At 64.3% G+C, this 15,333-nt stretch carries 14 protein-coding genes, 1 tRNA gene and 2 pseudogenes; 7 read left to right on the top strand and 10 right to left on the bottom strand.

Annotated elements, in window-relative coordinates; genetic code table 11:
- Positions 1-30: 30 nt before the first annotated feature.
- From ACHMW6_RS20210 to ACHMW6_RS20190, 5 genes and pseudogenes are all read right to left on the bottom strand, one after another.
- Entirely contained in the window at positions 31-1,215 is a 1,185-nt protein-coding gene (locus tag ACHMW6_RS20210) for an acyltransferase family protein (protein ID WP_395399318.1), read from the bottom strand.
- 105 nt (positions 1,216-1,320) lie between these two features.
- Positions 1,321-1,953: a LytR/AlgR family response regulator transcription factor gene (locus ACHMW6_RS20205; RefSeq protein ID WP_395399316.1), complete on the bottom strand. Its 633-nt coding sequence runs from the start codon at positions 1,951-1,953 to the stop codon at positions 1,321-1,323.
- Positions 1,941-3,023 (bottom strand): sensor histidine kinase, encoded by a 1,083-nt coding sequence (locus tag ACHMW6_RS20200; RefSeq protein ID WP_395399314.1) that lies wholly within the window; start codon positions 3,021-3,023, stop codon positions 1,941-1,943. Before ACHMW6_RS20200 ends, ACHMW6_RS20205 begins: the two co-directional genes overlap by 13 nt.
- Entirely contained in the window at positions 3,023-4,249 is a 1,227-nt protein-coding gene (locus tag ACHMW6_RS20195) for a cation:proton antiporter (RefSeq protein WP_395399312.1), read from the bottom strand. The genes ACHMW6_RS20200 and ACHMW6_RS20195 overlap by 1 nt, the downstream gene beginning before the upstream one ends.
- Before the next feature lie 76 nt (positions 4,250-4,325).
- A pseudogene (locus ACHMW6_RS20190) lies at positions 4,326-4,607 on the bottom strand (cation:proton antiporter); the annotation flags it as partial.
- A 147-nt stretch (positions 4,608-4,754) separates the two neighbouring features.
- On the opposite strand from ACHMW6_RS20190, the gene ACHMW6_RS20185 reads away from it, so the two are divergent.
- Together ACHMW6_RS20185 and ACHMW6_RS20180 are read left to right on the top strand one after the other, a co-directional pair.
- A tRNA-Gly gene (locus tag ACHMW6_RS20185) sits at positions 4,755-4,831 on the top strand.
- 130 nt (positions 4,832-4,961) lie between these two features.
- Positions 4,962-5,915 (top strand): annotated as a pseudogene (locus ACHMW6_RS20180) (chemotaxis protein).
- A 1-nt stretch (position 5,916) separates the two neighbouring features.
- Here the strand turns inward: ACHMW6_RS20180 and fghA are convergent.
- Genes fghA through ACHMW6_RS20160 form a run of 4 tightly spaced genes read right to left on the bottom strand, consistent with a single transcriptional unit; the run spans position 5,917 to position 7,681 of the window.
- Positions 5,917-6,762 carry an S-formylglutathione hydrolase gene (fghA, locus tag ACHMW6_RS20175; protein ID WP_395399310.1) on the bottom strand — a complete coding sequence of 282 codons (846 nt, stop codon included), beginning with the start codon at positions 6,760-6,762 and terminating at the stop codon, positions 5,917-5,919.
- A 13-nt stretch (positions 6,763-6,775) separates the two neighbouring features.
- Positions 6,776-7,039 carry a DUF5985 family protein gene (locus ACHMW6_RS20170; RefSeq protein WP_395399308.1) on the bottom strand — a complete coding sequence of 88 codons (264 nt, stop codon included), beginning with the start codon at positions 7,037-7,039 and terminating at the stop codon, positions 6,776-6,778.
- On the bottom strand, positions 7,039-7,296 hold the full coding sequence (locus ACHMW6_RS20165; protein ID WP_395399306.1) for a DUF5985 family protein: 258 nt from the start codon (positions 7,294-7,296) through the stop codon (positions 7,039-7,041). Before ACHMW6_RS20165 ends, ACHMW6_RS20170 begins: the two co-directional genes overlap by 1 nt.
- 1 nt (position 7,297) lies before the next feature.
- Positions 7,298-7,681: a hypothetical protein gene (locus tag ACHMW6_RS20160; RefSeq protein WP_395399304.1), complete on the bottom strand. Its 384-nt coding sequence runs from the start codon at positions 7,679-7,681 to the stop codon at positions 7,298-7,300.
- A 122-nt stretch (positions 7,682-7,803) separates the two neighbouring features.
- On the opposite strand from ACHMW6_RS20160, the gene ACHMW6_RS20155 reads away from it, so the two are divergent.
- The 3 genes from ACHMW6_RS20155 (at position 7,804) to ACHMW6_RS20145 (ending at position 10,446) form a co-directional block, all read left to right on the top strand.
- Positions 7,804-8,991: a cation:proton antiporter gene (locus tag ACHMW6_RS20155; protein WP_395399302.1), complete on the top strand. Its 1,188-nt coding sequence runs from the start codon at positions 7,804-7,806 to the stop codon at positions 8,989-8,991.
- Complete coding sequence (locus ACHMW6_RS20150; RefSeq protein ID WP_395399300.1) at positions 8,991-10,112, top strand: YbdK family carboxylate-amine ligase; 1,122 nt, start codon at positions 8,991-8,993, stop codon at positions 10,110-10,112. Before ACHMW6_RS20155 ends, ACHMW6_RS20150 begins: the two co-directional genes overlap by 1 nt.
- 136 nt (positions 10,113-10,248) lie before the next feature.
- Positions 10,249-10,446, top strand: a complete 198-nt coding sequence (locus ACHMW6_RS20145) for a hypothetical protein (protein WP_395399298.1) — start codon at positions 10,249-10,251, stop codon at positions 10,444-10,446.
- Positions 10,447-10,455: 9 nt separating this feature from the next.
- Here the strand turns inward: ACHMW6_RS20145 and ACHMW6_RS20140 are convergent, their stop codons facing one another.
- Positions 10,456-11,415 (bottom strand): gamma-glutamyl-gamma-aminobutyrate hydrolase family protein, encoded by a 960-nt coding sequence (locus tag ACHMW6_RS20140; RefSeq protein WP_395399296.1) that lies wholly within the window; start codon positions 11,413-11,415, stop codon positions 10,456-10,458.
- A gap of 100 nt (positions 11,416-11,515) precedes the next feature.
- Between ACHMW6_RS20140 and ACHMW6_RS20135 the strand changes: the two genes are divergently transcribed.
- Both ACHMW6_RS20135 and ACHMW6_RS20130 read left to right on the top strand, forming a co-directional pair.
- Entirely contained in the window at positions 11,516-13,594 is a 2,079-nt protein-coding gene (locus tag ACHMW6_RS20135; protein WP_395399294.1) for a CheR family methyltransferase, read from the top strand.
- The gene (locus tag ACHMW6_RS20130; protein WP_395408667.1) at positions 13,476-15,302 is read left to right on the top strand and encodes a PAS domain-containing protein; all 1,827 of its coding nucleotides are present in this window, start codon (positions 13,476-13,478) and stop codon (positions 15,300-15,302) included. The genes ACHMW6_RS20135 and ACHMW6_RS20130 overlap by 119 nt, the downstream gene beginning before the upstream one ends.
- The last annotated feature ends 31 nt before the right edge of the window (positions 15,303-15,333 follow it).

Raw genomic sequence — 15,333 nt, 5'->3', positions numbered from 1 at the left:
ATCCGCCCTACGCTGTGCGGCGGAACATATTTACGTTTCAACATTACTCAGGCGTGTAGGGCGGATCATTGATCCGCCGTGCGTCCGGTCACGCGGCGCCATCGGCAGCCCGAACAGCGGCCGCAGCACGGCCACCCTCCGCACCACCTCAAAGACCCCAAAGCTGACCGTCACAGTCAGCACCACCAGCACCAGCCCCTCGGTCGCCGGAGCGATCCCGGCCACCTTCAGCCCATGCGCAAAGCGGACAATCAGCGTCTGATGCAGGATATAGACCGGAAACACCGCCTCCGTCAGGTACTGCCGCTTCGGGCTATCGAAGTCGAGATGCCGCCGCGCAAACCCGCACACCGTCACGATCGCACTCCACTGCAGCAGCGCATACGCCACGCGCTGCAAGTTCAGGTGCGCCTGCATCGCCTCCGGCAGCGAATAGTAGGAGACCAGCCCCGCCCAGCAAGCCAGCGCAATGCCCAGTGACGCAAACCTTGCGCGCTCCGTCTGCTCCCAGAACAAGGGCTGCTTCGCCAGCAGCGCGCCGGCCAGGAAGATGGGAAAGTACGTGGCATGGTTATGCCAGTCCGCGACCAGGTTGTTCGTATGCGGCCAGTAGGGAAGCAGCACGATGCGGGCAGCAGCCAGCAGCGCCGCCGGCAGCACGATCAGGCGCCAGCCTTGCAGCGCGTGGGCCAGCTTGTCGCCGGCGCGGCTCACGCGGGCAGCGCCGATCGCGGCCAGGATCATCGTGTAGAGCCACAGATAGGGCAGGAACCACAGGTGGTTCCAGGTGGGCAGGGTGAGGCAGCCGTCCTGGTTGCAGAAGCCGTGGTAGGCGCGCACATAGAGTTGCATGAAGTCGGCGTAGCTGCCGGCGTAGGCGACTTTTTCGACGACTTCGAAATAGGGCTGCGGCGGCACGATGACCAGCATGCCGAAGACGAGCGGCAGCAGAAGGCGAAAGCTGCGCTGGCGCGCGAGGGTGGCCGAACCCAGTTTGTCCAGCAGGAAGGCGGCCGCCACGCCGGACACGAGGAAGAGCAGGCTCATACGCCAGGGATTGGTCAGCATCATCAGCGGCTCGATGGCGTCGCTGGCGTGCGGGCTTTTCACGTGCCAGCCCCATGTCACGTAGTACATGCCGACGTGGTAGAGGATCAACAGGAAGAAGGCGATGATCCGTATCCAGTCGAGGAAGTAGAGTCTCTTGGTTTGCATTGCCGCGGCCCCGGTTGTTGTTGGTAGGGCCAGAGTACGCGCGCCCTGCGCGCCGGGCGAGCAAAATGGGGCGAGAAGGGCGGGCGGCGGGGCGAGCCGGAGAGGTCAGCCGAGGGCGGCGAGCAGGTCCTGGCGAAACTGCCGGCTGAGCGGGACACGCGCGCCGCCGCGCAGCAGGACTTCGCCGTCGCCCTTGGCCCCGGCTTCGATGCGCTCGATCCATTGCAGCTGCACCGCCGCGCGGCGGTGGCAGCGCTGGAAGGCCGGGCCCAGCGCGTCCAGCAAGCCCGCCAGCGTCTGGCGCAGCAGCGGGGCGCCGGTGGACGTGTGCAGGACGACGTAGTTGTCGGCGGTCTCCAGCCATAAGATGTCGGCGACGCGCACCACATGGGTGACGCCCCGCTCCGTGACCATCAATTGAGCCGGCGGCGGCAGGCTGGGGCTGCGGCCGGGCGCGGGGCGGGCCGCGAAGCGGTCGCGCAGGGCGTATTCGTCGTAGGCGGTCGCGAAGACGATCAGCGGGGCGGGATCGGGCAGGGAGGCGGCGACTTCCAGGCCGCTGACTTCGGGCATCTGCACGTCGAGGAAGATGGCATCCGGCGCGAAGGTGGCGGCGCGTTCGATGGCTTCAATGCCGTCGCGCGCTTCCTCGATGTCCGTGACATCCGGCTCCTGCGCGAGCATGCGGCGCAGCTTGTCGCGGGCGGGGCGCTCGTCGTCAACGATCAGGATGCGCATGGGAGCCTCAGTTCGGCGCGCACGCCTGCCGGTTCGAGCTGGGTCAGCGCCAGCGTGGCCTTGCCGGCATAGAGGGCTTCCAGCCGCTCGCGAACGTTCTTCAGGCCGACGCCGTCGCCGGCCCGCAATGCGTGCGCGTCCGCGCCGTGGGGTGCGGCGAACGTGGCGCTGGGCAGCGGGAGCCGGCCGGCGTCGTCCTCGATGGCGAGGACGAGGGCAGCTGGTGCGGTGCGGCGGACGGTGATGGCGATGCGGGTCAGGTCGCGCCGGCGTTCAACGGTGTGCTTGAAGACGTTTTCCAGGAGCGGCTGCAGGCTCATGACGGGCACGGGGCAGTCAGCGAGGGACTCGTCCACCGACCATGAAATCGCCACGCGGTCGGCGAAGCGCTCCTCCATCAGCCGCGCATAGCCGCGCAGCAGGCGCAGTTCGGTGGCCAGCGGCGCGGTCTGGGAACCGCTGACTTCGAGCGTCGCGCGCAGCATGTCGGATAGCTGGATCAGCACCGCATCGGCGCGCGCCACATCGGTGTGCATCAGCGAGGAAACCGTGTTCAGGGCATTGAACAGGAAATGCGGCTGGATCTGCTGCGTCAACTGTGCCAGCTGTGCCTCGCGCAGGGATGCGCGCGTCTGCTCGGCGCGGATGAAGGACAGCACGCCGAACGTCACCAGGGTAAACAGCGAAAGGAAGACGGTGATCTTCACATCCTCATAGAGATAAGTCTGCGGCCACGGTTCGTGCTGGTACTGGCGGCCGGCCAGGGCATACACACCATGGCGGATGCCGAAGGCCATAGGCACGAACAGCGTCCACCACATCAGCAGCCAGGGCGCCTGCCGCAGGAACCAGCGCCGCGGCGACGCGACCAGGTGGTCGTCGCGCGCTGTAAAGTAGCGCTGCACCGCCAGCAGCGCCGTGGCGACAAGCAGCGAAGAGCTCTCCCACAGGAAGGGCTGCCACAGGGGGCCAGCGTCGTGGCGCAGGAAATCCTGCACCGCCGTCGCGATCATCATCGCCCAGAACAGCAGCCAGGCGATGACCAGCGAAAGGCGGGCGCGCGATTTCATCAGCGGTGACGCGCCTCGACCAGGTCGATCTCGCGCACGATCTTGCGCGCGATCTCGTCCGAGATGTGATAGTGCTGCGCCAGTTCGAAGATGGCGCGGCGCTCGGCCTTGATGGCGGCCAGGCGCAGCACGCGCTCGGCCTTGTCCAGGTCGCGGTAATGGGCGGCGCTGTCGTCCTCCGACTGGCTGGCCACGTTCAGGCGATGCTCATACAGCGAAATCACGCGCTCGGCCGCCTGCGGGAAGCATTCCGGCGTTTCGGATGCCGGCAGCAAGTCGAATTGCGCCTTTTCGATGGCTGCAATGGCGGCGGTGGCGGCGGCCCGCCGCGCCAGGTCTTCCTGCTGGCGCTCAGCCGGCTCCTCGGGGAAGCTCATGCCGCCCAGCAGGCGCGGCAGGCCGACGCCGGCCGCGATCAGCGAAATCAGGATCACGGTGCTGGCCAGCAGGATGGTCAGGTCGCGGGCGGGGAAGGGCTCGCCGTTGGGCAGCACCAGGGGCAGGGTCATCACGCCGGCCAGCGTGATCGAGCCGCGCACGCCGGCCAGCGATGTCGCCAGCAGCAGGCGCCAGTGCGGACGTTCACTCTTGTCCGGATCGTTCTTGTTGCGGCGGTACAGGGTAATGCGCAGCGTGGTCCAGACCCAGGCGAAGCGCAGCAGGATCAGGCCCGCGCTGAGGGCGAAGGCGTAATACACCAGCCACCAGCGGCTCTCATGGCCCACTTCCTCGATCGAGTTGCCGGCGCCGCGCAGGATATCCGGCAGCTGCTCGCCGAGCAGCACGAACATCACGCCGTGCAGCGCGAACTGCATGGTGTCCCACACGGCGGAGCGCTGCAGGCGGGTAGCGGCCAGCACCTGGCCGCCCAGTTCCATGAAGCTCATCGTGATGCCGGCCGCCACCGCGGCCAGGATGCCGGAAGCGTGGACAAGTTCGGCCAGCATATAAGCGCCAAAGGGGATGAGCAGGCTGATAAGGATGGGCGAACCGGAAGGCTCGCCGAAGCGCATCGCCAGTTTGCCCTGCAGGACACTCACCGTCCAGGTCAGGCCGGCGCCGATCGCCACACCGGCCACCGCCAGCCAGGCGAAGGTCAGGGAGGCATCGGCCACCGAAAAGGTGCCGGTGGCGACCGCCGCCACGGCAAAGCGGAAGCATACCAGGCCGCTGGCATCGTTCAGCAGCGCTTCGCCTTCCAGGATGTGCATCAGGCGCTTGGGCATGGGCGCGCGCGGACTTCATGGCCGACACTGCCACCGGATCGGTCGGCGACACCACGGCCGCCAGCGCAAACGCGACCGGCAGCGGCATGGCGGGAATCAGCAGGTGGATCAGGTAGCCCGCCCCCAGCACGGTAAACAGCACAAGGCCGAACGCCAGCTCCAGGATCATCACCCGGTCGCGGAACAGGCCGCTGTTCGGGATGCGCCAGCCATCCAGGAACAGCAGCGGCGGCAGGAACAGCAGGAAGAATAGTTCGGGGTCGAGCTGTACGCCGTGGCCGGTGAAGGCGGAGATGACAAAACCCAGGCCAATCTGCACGAGAGGCAATGGGAGCGAGACCGGCAGCAGCCGGACCATGTAAGCGCTGGCAATCACAGCCAGCAGCATCGCCAAGACAATTTCAATGGAATCCATCGCTAGATTATAGTGGGAAATGTTTCCATTCCTGCCAGCTTGAAAGAGCTAGTATTTTCGAAATAGTTCTGTCATAATCGTGCCTCTTCTGCGGGAATAGCTCAGTTGGTAGAGCGCAACCTTGCCAAGGTTGAGGTCGAGAGTTCGAGACTCTTTTCCCCGCTCCAGGATTTCAGAAAAGGACGCTGCGTGCGTCCTTTTTGCTTTCCAGCGTTGTATCCGCCCCTCACCGCTCCGATTTTGCCCGGCATCCCCGCTATACTGCCGGAACCCCGTTAAATATTGGAGCATAGCAAGATGAATTCCGTTCAACAGGAAGTTGACGAGCGCAGTAACCTGACCAACTCCAATAAATTCGAACTGCTGCTGTTCCGCCTGGGCGCCGACCACAAGGGCGAGCATTCCGAGCTGTACGGCATCAATGTCTTCAAGATCCGCGAGATCGTGGCGATGCCGCAGGTGACTGCGGTGGCGGCTCGCAACCGTACATGCTGGGCGTGGTAAACCTGCGCGGCCAGATCATTCCCGTGATGGACTTGCCGTCCATCGTTGGCGTGAAACCGAAGACGGGTCTGAACATCATGCTGGTGACGGAATTCGCGCGCACCACCCAGGCCTTCGCCGTTGAATCGGTGGACGAAATCGTGCGCCTGGACTGGAGCCAGGTGCTGAGCGCCGAAGGCAGCAACGCCGGCGGCATGGTCACCAGCATCGCGCGCCTGGACGGCGACGTGAACAGCACCCGCCTGGCCCAGGTGCTCGACGTGGAAACCATCCTGCGCCGCATGATGCCAACGGAAGGCGACGACATCAATGAAGACGCCGTCGGCAAGCTGCCGATGAAGCCCGGCACCATGATCGTCGCCGCGGACGACTCCGTGGTGGCGCGCAACCTGATCGAGCGCGGCCTGGAAGCGATGGGGCGCGCCCTTCGTGATGCTGAAGACCGGCAAGGAAGCGTGGGAGAAGCTGCAAAGCATCGCCGACGGCTGCAAGGCCGAAGGCATCCCCGTCGAGGATCGCGTAGCCCTGGTGCTGACCGACCTCGAAATGCCCGAGATGGATGGCTTCACGCTGACCCGCCTGGTGAAGCAGGATGCGCGCTTTGCGAAGATCCCGGTCGTGATCCATTCCTCGCTGTCCGGCAAGACCAACGAAGACCACGTTCGCGGCGTGGGCGCCGACGCCTACGTGGCCAAGTTCGTGGCTGAAGACCTGGCCGAGACCATCCGCAAGGTCATGTCCAAGTAACTCAGAGCGCCTTCAGTTGCCGGCTGTGGAAACGCAGATGGTCGGCAATGAAGGTGGAAATGAAGTAGTAGCCGTGGTCGTAGCCGGCATGCCGGCGCAGTTCCAGCGGCTGGCCCACCTTCGCGCAAGCCTCCTCGAACATTTCCGGATACAGCTGCTCGGCCAGGAATTTGTCGCTCATGCCCTGGTCGATCAGGATGCCCTGCGGGAACGGTGCGGCTTCGGCGCGCGCCATCAGGATGCTGGCGTCATGCTGTGCCCACTGCGCGCTGTCCTCGCCGAAGTAGCCGCGGAAAGCCTTGTGGCCCCAGGGGCAGAGCGTGGGCGCGGCAATCGGTGCAAAGGCTGACACGCTGCGGAACAGTTGCGGGTGGCGCTGGGCCAGCGTGAGCGCGCCGTGGCCGCCCATCGAGTGGCCAAAGATGCCGACGCGCGTATCGTCCACCGGCAGCTCGTCGCATACCATCGCACGCAGCTCCAGGATATAACTCTCCATGCGGTAATTGCGCGACCACGGGTCTTGCGTGGCATCCAGGTAGAAGCCGGCGCCAACACCGAAATCCCACGAATCCGTTTCACCCGGCACGCCGGCGCCGCGCGGGCTGGTATCGGGCGACACCAGGATGATGCCTTCCTCGGCGGCGAAGCGCTGGGCACCGGCCTTGGTGGGAAAGGTCTCTTCAGTGCAGGTCAGCCCCGCCAGGTAGAACAGCGCCGGCAGGCGCGTGCCCTGGGCCTGGCCGGGTATGAAAACGGAGAAGCGCATCGGCAGGCCGATCGCATCGGAATCGTGCTTGTAGAAACGCTGGATGCCGCCGAAGCAGGCATGTTCGCTGGTGAGTTCCATGCAGTTTTTCTCCTCATTTCGTGCGGCGGTTCTTGCGCACGATGGCTATCAGTATCAGGCCATAGGATAACAGGCGAATCAGGTAGAGCTGGGGCACGTCTTCGCTGGTGAGCCGGAACTGCCATGCCAGCAGGCGCTCCAGCGCCATCAGCGTGAAGGCCAGCGCGAATAGGCGGAAGAAATTGTCGCCCGTCGCGCGCCAGAAGCGCAGGAAGAACAGCGCAATCGTCAGCGCGGCCATGACGATGGCGCCGGACAGCAGGGAGTTTATATCCATCAGTCGTCCTCCCACACCAGGCCATACAGCAGCGGCAGCAGCGAGGCCAGGCTGGCGCACAGACGCAGCGTGGCCAGGTCATAGTCCGGGATGAATATGCGGTCGGCGATCAGCAGCATGTTCGCGATGAAAAGCCCCGTGAAACACAGGCCGCTCCACAGCAGCAGGCGTTCCCGCGACTGGCGGTAGGCGCGCAACAGCAGCCAGGCGCAGGCGAGGGCAGTGATCGCGCACAGCGTATAGGTAATGGCGGACATTCTATTTATCCTTTCGCCAGACGAAGGCGTCGGCGAACAGCCGCGCCTTGCGGTTACTCTTCGAATGAACCAGGGTGCTGACTTCGACCAGATGGCGCGCATAGATATCGACCACGCGCGCCAGCAATTCCGCCAGTTGCGGAGAGGAGGGCGCATAACGCCAGCGGCCGTCCGCATCGGCCGTGGCAATGCCCGCTGCGCGCAACTCCTGCAGCAGCGTCTCGGCGCGCGGCTCGTCCAGGTAGAGCCGCTGCGCCAGCAGCCGCGCATCCCACGTGGCCTCGGCATTCGCCGACATCAGCGTGATCGCTTCCAGATAAGGGACGGACGGCACGCACTGCACGATATAGCGGCGCACGTCGTCCGGAATGTTGGATGCATCCATCTCGGCATGGAGATATCGAAAGGCGCCCAGTCTAACGCAATCATTCAGAAAAGGTGTTTTCGATTGGAAATAGGAGCGACATGATTTTTCAAAATGAAATATAGTGCTCGGCGGAGGTACCAATGCAACCAGACATTTTCATCATTTCTGCGGAACTTGCATGGCCACTCGCCGTGCTGCTTGCGTGGCTGGCAGGCGAGTTTGTTCACCGTTGGACCGGCGTACCGCGCATCAGCGTATACGGCTTGGCTGGCTTTCTGCTGGCACAGGCTTTCCCCGATCTGTTCGCCACGGACAGCGCCAGTTCCATCACCATGCTGGCCAATGTGGCCTTCGGCCTGATCCTGTTCGAGTTCGGCTATCGCGTCAACCTGCACTGGCTGCGCGTCAATCCCTGGATCGCCATCAGCGGCCTGGTCGAATCGGTCGCCACCTTTGCCGTGGTCTACCTGATCGCCAGCTGGCAGGACATGCCGCCATTGACCGCGCTGCTACTGGCTTCGCTGGCCATGTCCAGTTCACCGGCCGGCGTGCTGCGCGTGATCAACGAGGAGCGCAGCTCCGGCCAGGTGACGGAACGCGTACTGCACCTGGTGGCGATGAACAGCGTGCTCGCTGTCTTCGTGTTCAAGGTGATTGTCGGTTTCTGGGTGTTCCAGACTTCCGGCAGCCTGCCGCAGGCGGTCTCGCACAGCCTGATCGAACTGGTGGCGTCGGCCTTGCTGGGCGCAGTCTTCGGCATGCTGGTGCCGGCCGTGCTGCGCAGTCTCGGTACGCTGGCGCGCGACGGCACGGTGGCCTTTGCCCTGGTGGTCGTGCTGCTGGTGGCAATCACGCATGCCTATGATTTGTCGCCCGTGCTGGCGACGCTGACCTTTGGCCTGACGGCGCGCCACCGCCGCGTGAGCTTCGCGCGCACCCAGCGCAATTTCGGCGCGATCGGCGAGCTGCTGACGGTGCTGCTGTTCGTGTTTGCCGTGTCCACGCTGGATTGGGCGCGTGTGGTGTCCGGCGCCACGCTGGGTTGCTTCCTGCTGCTGGCGCGCTTCCTGGTCAAGACGCTGGCCGTGGCCGTGTTCTCGCACGCCGGCGGCATCACCTGGCGCAAGGGCGCACTGATTGGCGTGGCGATGTCGCCGATGTCGGTGTTCGTGATCCTGCTGCTGGAGCAGACCAAGTCCATGGGCATCGTGCTGGTCGATGAACTGGCGGCGCTGGCCGCGATGACGCTGTTCATGGAAGTGATCGGCCCCATCATCACGCAGTGGGCCCTGATCTGGGCCCGCGAAACCGCCAAGGAGGAAGACTGATGGCGCTCGAACCCTTCAAGCAATCGCAACCCCTGACCATGGGCGTGGAGCTGGAGATGCAACTGGTCAGCCTGTCCGACCACGACCTGACGGGCGCCAGCCCGGACCTGCTGCACCTGCTGGAACGCAAGCCGTTCCCCGGCCACGTGACGCCCGAGATTACGGAAAGCATGATCGAGATTAATACCGACGTGCACACGAAGCACGGCGAGCTGCTGGCGCAACTGCACCAGACACGCGACACGCTGGTGCAGGCGGCCGACAAGCTGAATATCGGCATTTGCGGCGGCGGCACCCACCCCTTCCAGAAATGGCGCGAGCGGCGCATCTTTGCCAAGCCGCGCTTCAAGGAAGTCTCCGCGCTGTACGGCTACCTGGCCAAGCAGTTCACCATTTTCGGCCAGCACGTGCACATTGGCTGCGGCAACGGCGACGATGCGCTGTTCCTGCTGCATTCGCTTAGCCGCTATGTGCCGCACTTTATCGCGCTGTCCGCCTCGTCGCCCTATGTGCAGGGCGCCGACACGCTGTTCAATTCCGCGCGCCTGAATTCCGTGTTTGCTTTCCCCATGAGCGGCCGCGCGCCGTTCCTGCTGAGCTGGGACGAGTTCGAGCACAGTTTCTTCTCCAAGATGGAGCACACGGGCGTGATCAAGTCCATGAAGGACTTTTACTGGGATATCCGTCCCAAGCCGGAATACGGCACCATCGAACTGCGCGTGTGCGATACGCCGCTGACGGTGGAAAGGGCGGCGGCCCTGGCCTGCTATCTGCAAGCCCTGTGCGCCTACCTGCTGGACCGGCGCGAACCGCCGCCGGCGGAAGACGACTATCTTGTATACAACTACAACCGTTTCCAGGCTTGCCGCTTCGGGCTGGATGGCACCATCGTCCACCCGAAAACCTATGAAAGTCTTTCCTTACGAGAAGATATCCTCACCACGTTGCGCCGGATGGACGTTTATGCAGAGAATCTGGGCGGCGGTGCTGCATTGAATCATCTTGTCCAGGTAACCCATACGGGCAGCGATGCCCACTACCTGCGCGAGGAATTCAATTCCAGCGGCAGCGTGGAGGGCGTGGTGGATGCTGCGCTGCGGCGGTTCCGCGGTTTTGCCTGACGACAAACAAGTACAAATTTTCCTCAACCAAGGATCGTCTCCGGGTGTAAAATTTTTCGACAGCTACTGTTCGTGTTCGAACAGAAGGGACATGCAGAAGCCTCTACGCTGTACAGCAGTTTGAAGGAGAGGTCTTATGGATGTTACGTTGAAAAGCTTGTCCGTCCGCTTGCCAGACTCGGAGGACGAAAACCACAATCCAAAGCGTGGTGATAGGTTGAATGTCTACGTCAATGCTCGCTATGAAACGGAGCATGAGAAACCGGAACTACCCGATGTCACGTTGGGCCGGTTGCGCAAGTTGCGCAAACGCGCCAAGGCCAAAGCCACCTGAGGGCAGCGGTCAGAAGCGCGTCTCGCGCGCCACGCGCAGGAAATTGTCCAGGATGGCGGTGCAGTCCAGCAGTTCCACACCCCCTGCGCGGTGGAACTCTGGGTGCCATTGCAGGCCCATGACGAATGGCGCCTTGCGGTAGCGGATCGCCTCGATCATCTTGTCGGGCCACGAGAGGGCTTCGACCTGCATATCCTTGCCCAGCGTTTTCACGGCCTGGTGGTGGATGGAGTTCACCAGCCCGCGCTCCTGGCCGCGGAACATGCGCGCCAGCGAGGAATCCTCGGGAAAAGTGACTTCATGGCGGTGCCGGTCATAGAGGTCGGATACGTGTTCGTGCGCTTCCGGCACGTCCGTTGCAATGTCCTGGTACAGCGTGCCGCCGAAGGCCACATTGATCAACTGGCAGCCGCGGCAGATGCCCAGCACCGGCTTGCCCGCTTCCACGAATTCATGCAGCAGTTCCAGCTCGTACATATCGCGCGCGCGGTCGCCGCTCCATTCCGGGCGGGTCGGCGCTTCGGCATAGCTGGTGGGGGACACGTCGGCGCCGCCCTGCAGCACCAGGCCATCCAGGTGCTTGGCGTAGTCGCGCAGGCGGATATTGGACGGGTGGAGCAGGCCTTCCGTGTTCACGGTGGGCACCATGAACACCAGCACGTCGCGCGACATCACCCACTGCGCAATGGACTCCTCCAGGTATTGCAGGTTCTTCGAACGCAGGCCGGTGGCGCCCGGCTCGGGATGGTAGATGCGGGCTGAAATGCCGATGCGCAGGGGGCGCTGCATCACATGGCGCGTGGCGCGCGCCGCGATGCGCTGGTAGCGCGCCTTGATCACCCGCCACCACAGGCTCCATGGCGTGTCGCCGGGATCCAGGTAGCGCGGCGTGTCGTCCCTGCGGCGATTGTGTTCGCGGTCGCTGGCGCGGCGGTCATGCCGGCGCGGCTCGTGGTCTCCTGTGCTCATCACCTGCTCCTTTTTACGCAGTGTTTTACCACATGACGGGGCGCTGAGTCGCCCGATTATGGAGTAGACTTGCTATCTCAGCACCTTTGACGAAAACGATATGCCCCAAAGCGACGATGGCCGCCCGCGCAATACGCAGCAACTGACTCCGAGCCATCTCAATTTCCCGGTCGTGGGACTGGGCGCCTCCGCCGGCGGGTTGCCCGCCCTGATCAAATTCCTGGAGCACATGCCGGCCAATAACGGCATGGCTTTCGTCGTCATCCTGCATCTCTCGCCCACGCACCAGAGTTCGGCCGACAATGTATTGCAGCGCGCCACCAGCATGCCGGTAGTGCAGGTGACGGAGCGCGTGGCGATCGAGCGCGAGCACGTGTACGTGATTCCGCCCAACCAGCACCTGTCGATGAACGACGGCATGCTGACCCTGAGTGAACTGGTGAAGCCGCGCGGACAGTACATCGCCATCGATGTATTCTTCCGCACGCTGGCCGAAGTGCACCGCGAGCGCGCAATGGCGGTGGTGCTTTCCGGCACGGGCTCGGATGGCGCCGTGGGCCTGGAACGCATCAAGGAGCAGGGCGGCGTCACCATCGCCCAGGACCCCGCGGAAGCCGAGCACGAAGGCATGCCCGCCGCGGCCATCGCCACCGAAATGGTGGACTTCGTGCTGCCCGTGGCGGATATCCCGCAAAAGCTGGTCGACCTGTGGCGCACCGCGCGCCACATCCATTTGCCGGACGTGGGCGATGGCGACGGCGCCGTGGCCGCCGAGCCGATGGACGAAGCCCGCCAGGACGACGAGGAAGCGCTGCAGCGCGTGATCACCATGCTGTGCGCGAACACCGGCCATGACTTCCGCCACTACAAGCGGGCCACCGTGCTGCGCCGCATTGAGCGCCGCCTGCAGGTGCGCGGCGTGACGTCGCTGCCGGACTATTGCATGCTGCTGGAAAAAGACCAGGGCGAATTCAAGGCCCTGCTGCAGGACATGCTGATCGGCGTGACCAACTTCTTCCGCGACCGCGAATCGTTCGAAGCACTGGAGCGCGATGTCGTGCCGCTGCTGTTCAGGGACAAGCTGCCCTCCGAACAGGTGCGCGTGTGGGTGGCCGCCTGCGCCAGCGGCCAGGAAGCCTACTCGATGACGATGATGCTGGCCGATCATGCGGCGCAGCTGGCCAAGCCGGCCGAGATCCAGGTCTTCGCTTCCGACATCGACGAGCATGCGATTGCCGTGGCGCGCGCCGGCGTCTACCCGGCCTCCATTGTGATGGACGTGCCCACTTCGCGCATGCGCCAGTTCTTCACCAAGGAGGAAGACCGCTACCGCATCCGCAAGGCGGTGCGCGACCGCATCCTCTTTGCGTCACACAACCTGTTGCGCGATCCGCCGTTCTCCAAGCTGGACATGATCTCCTGCCGCAACCTGCTGATCTACCTGAACCGGGATGTGCAGCTGCGTGTGATGGAAATGTTCCACTCGGCCCTGAAGCCGGACGGTTTCCTGTTCCTGGGCAGTTCCGAATCGGCCGACGCGGCCTCCGAATTCTTCGTGCCCTTCGATAAGAAGAACCGCATCTACCGCGCCCGCCCGCTGTCGCGCTCCATGCGCTATCTGCCGGCGCTGACCACGGGCCCGGTCAACCGCGTGCCCGAGCTGCTGATGCCCGTCAGCTCCGGCCGCCGTCAGTTTTCGTACTCGGACGTTCACCAGCGCGCCCTGAGCAAGTTTGCCCCGCCCAGCGTGGTGGTGGACCAGGAGTCGAACATCGTGCACATGTCCGATTCCGCGGGCCGCTTCCTGCGCCATGTAGGCGGCGAGCCATCGCGCAACGTGCTGGCGCTGGTGCTGCCGGAGCTGCGGCTGGAAGTGCGCACGGCGCTGTACCAGGCGATGCAGACCCGCAATAGCGTGGAAGGCCAGCGCGTGCTGGTCAAGCGCGAAGACAACAAGGGCTTCATCGTCAACGTTATCGTGCCGCCCGTTTACCGACGAAGTGGCAGGGTCCGACTTCGCCCTGGTCCTGTTCGAGGAAATCGAACAGACCATGAACGAAATGCCGCAGGAGGCGAAGGAGCAGCACGAGGACGTGGTGCTGAACCAGCTGGAGGCGGAACTCCAGCGCAGCAAGGAAAAGCTGCAGGAAACCATCGAGCATGCGGAAATCTCGAATGAGGAGCTGCGCGCCTCCAACGAGGAAATGCAGGCCATTAACGAGGAATTGCGTTCGGCCACCGAGGAGCTGGAAACCAGCAAGGAAGAACTGCAGTCGGTGAACGAAGAGCTCATCACCGTCAACTACGAACTGAAGGTCAAGGTCGAGGAAACGGGCAAGGCCAACGATGACCTGAACAACCTGATCGCCTCCACCGACATCGCCACCATCTTCGTCGACCGCGCCTTGCGCATCAAGCGCTTCACGCCGCGCGCCGCCGATATCTTCAGCATCATCCCGTCCGACATCGGGCGCTCGTTGCTGGATATTACGCACCGGCTGGATTACGCCAACCTGGCCGAAGACGTGTCGGCCACCTTCGAGACCCTGCGCCCGGTCGAGCGCGAAGTGCGCAGCAACGATGGCCGCTGGTACATCGTGCGCCTGCTGCCTTACCGCACCACGGAGGACAAGATCGAAGGCGCGGTGATGACCTTCTTCGATATCACTACCCGCAAGGAAGCCGAGGAGAAGTTGCGCGCCAGCGAGGAATGGGTACGCCGCGTGGCGGCCGGCAGGGCCGGCGCCGAAGGAGTGCCGCTGCACACGATGGCCGAAGCGCGCGACGAATTCCTGGCCGTGATGTCGCAGGAGCTGCGCCATCCGCTCAACCTCATTTATATCAATGCCGAACTGCTGGCGCGCATGCCCGCCGTGCAGCAGTCGTCGCCGGCGCTGCGCTCGGCGGCCATCATCCGCAATGCCGTGGCCAACCAGGCGCGCATCATCGACGATTTGCTGGATATGTCGCGCCTGCACACGGGCAGGCTGGCCATGTCCTGCCACGATGAAGACCTGGGCCAGATTTCCCAGCGCCTGATTGGCCTGCTGCGCTCCGGCCGAGAAACGGAAACCGTGGACCTGCGCTACGAGTGCCCGGCCACGCCAGCCGTCGTCTATGTGGATGCGGTGCGCATCGAACAGGTGCTGCTCAACCTGCTGCATAATGCGCTGCGCTTCACGCCGGCCGGCGGCACGGCCACCGTGGCGCTGGCGGTGGAGGAGGGCGAGGCGCGCGTGGATGTGCGCGATACGGGCGAAGGCATCGCCGCGGAAGCGCTGCCCCACATCTTCGATATGTACAGCCTTAGCAGCGCGGCGGCCGCGCGCAACAAGGGCGGCCTGGGCATCGGCCTGGCCCTGGTGCGCCAGATCGTCGAGCTGCATGGCGGCCGGGTGGACGCCAGTTCGCCGGGCCTGGGCGAGGGCAGCACCTTTACCGTATGGCTGCCGCTGTCGCGCACGGCCGCGCAGCCGGTGAGCGGCGAGATGTCGCCGCTGGTGTCCTGCGTGTCCGGCCGCAACATCCTGCTGCTCGATGGCCAGGCCGATGCCGCCGTCATGTTCAAGACCTTGCTGGAGCTGGACGGCGGCGCCGTGTGGCTGGCGGGCACGCCGGCCGACGCGCTGGCGCTGCTGGAGCTGGAGCGTTTCGACCTGCTGATGGCGGACGTCGCCCTGCCGGGCATGGACAGCCATGACTTTATCCGCGAAGTGCGCGCCATGCCGGGCATGGCCACGCTGACCGCCATCGCCACCGGCGGCGTCGGGCGCGACAAGGATATGCAGGCGGCGCTGGCGGCCGGCTACTCGGCCCATATGAACAAGCCGCTGTCGCTCGATGTCCTGTGCGGCAAGCTGGCGGGGTTGCTGCCGCCCATGGCTTGAGCGCCGGCCTGGCAGACGGCCGTCACGAGGG

It is taken from the genome of Pseudoduganella sp. UC29_106, from assembly GCF_044055365.1.
Taxonomy (GTDB): domain Bacteria; phylum Pseudomonadota; class Gammaproteobacteria; order Burkholderiales; family Burkholderiaceae_D; genus Rugamonas.
Note: the sequence above shows the minus strand (reverse complement) of the source record. Positions and strands in the feature narration are given on the sequence as shown.

Coding starts and splice junctions, on each gene's coding strand:
- ACHMW6_RS20145 (WP_395399298.1), top strand. CDS start 10,249: ATGGATGTTACGTTGAAAAGCTTGTCCGTCCGCTTGCCAGACTCGGAG.
- ACHMW6_RS20135 (WP_395399294.1), top strand. CDS start 11,516: ATGCCCCAAAGCGACGATGGCCGCCCGCGCAATACGCAGCAACTGACT.
- ACHMW6_RS20155 (WP_395399302.1), top strand. CDS start 7,804: ATGCAACCAGACATTTTCATCATTTCTGCGGAACTTGCATGGCCACTC.
- ACHMW6_RS20195 (WP_395399312.1), bottom strand. CDS start 4,249: ATGCCCAAGCGCCTGATGCACATCCTGGAAGGCGAAGCGCTGCTGAAC.
- ACHMW6_RS20210 (WP_395399318.1), bottom strand. CDS start 1,215: ATGCAAACCAAGAGACTCTACTTCCTCGACTGGATACGGATCATCGCC.
- ACHMW6_RS20200 (WP_395399314.1), bottom strand. CDS start 3,023: ATGAAATCGCGCGCCCGCCTTTCGCTGGTCATCGCCTGGCTGCTGTTC.
- fghA (WP_395399310.1), bottom strand. CDS start 6,762: ATGGAACTCACCAGCGAACATGCCTGCTTCGGCGGCATCCAGCGTTTC.
- ACHMW6_RS20205 (WP_395399316.1), bottom strand. CDS start 1,953: ATGCGCATCCTGATCGTTGACGACGAGCGCCCCGCCCGCGACAAGCTG.
- ACHMW6_RS20170 (WP_395399308.1), bottom strand. CDS start 7,039: ATGGATATAAACTCCCTGCTGTCCGGCGCCATCGTCATGGCCGCGCTG.
- ACHMW6_RS20150 (WP_395399300.1), top strand. CDS start 8,991: ATGGCGCTCGAACCCTTCAAGCAATCGCAACCCCTGACCATGGGCGTG.
- ACHMW6_RS20130 (WP_395408667.1), top strand. CDS start 13,476: ATGCCGCAGGAGGCGAAGGAGCAGCACGAGGACGTGGTGCTGAACCAG.
- ACHMW6_RS20140 (WP_395399296.1), bottom strand. CDS start 11,415: ATGAGCACAGGAGACCACGAGCCGCGCCGGCATGACCGCCGCGCCAGC.
- ACHMW6_RS20160 (WP_395399304.1), bottom strand. CDS start 7,681: ATGGATGCATCCAACATTCCGGACGACGTGCGCCGCTATATCGTGCAG.
- ACHMW6_RS20165 (WP_395399306.1), bottom strand. CDS start 7,296: ATGTCCGCCATTACCTATACGCTGTGCGCGATCACTGCCCTCGCCTGC.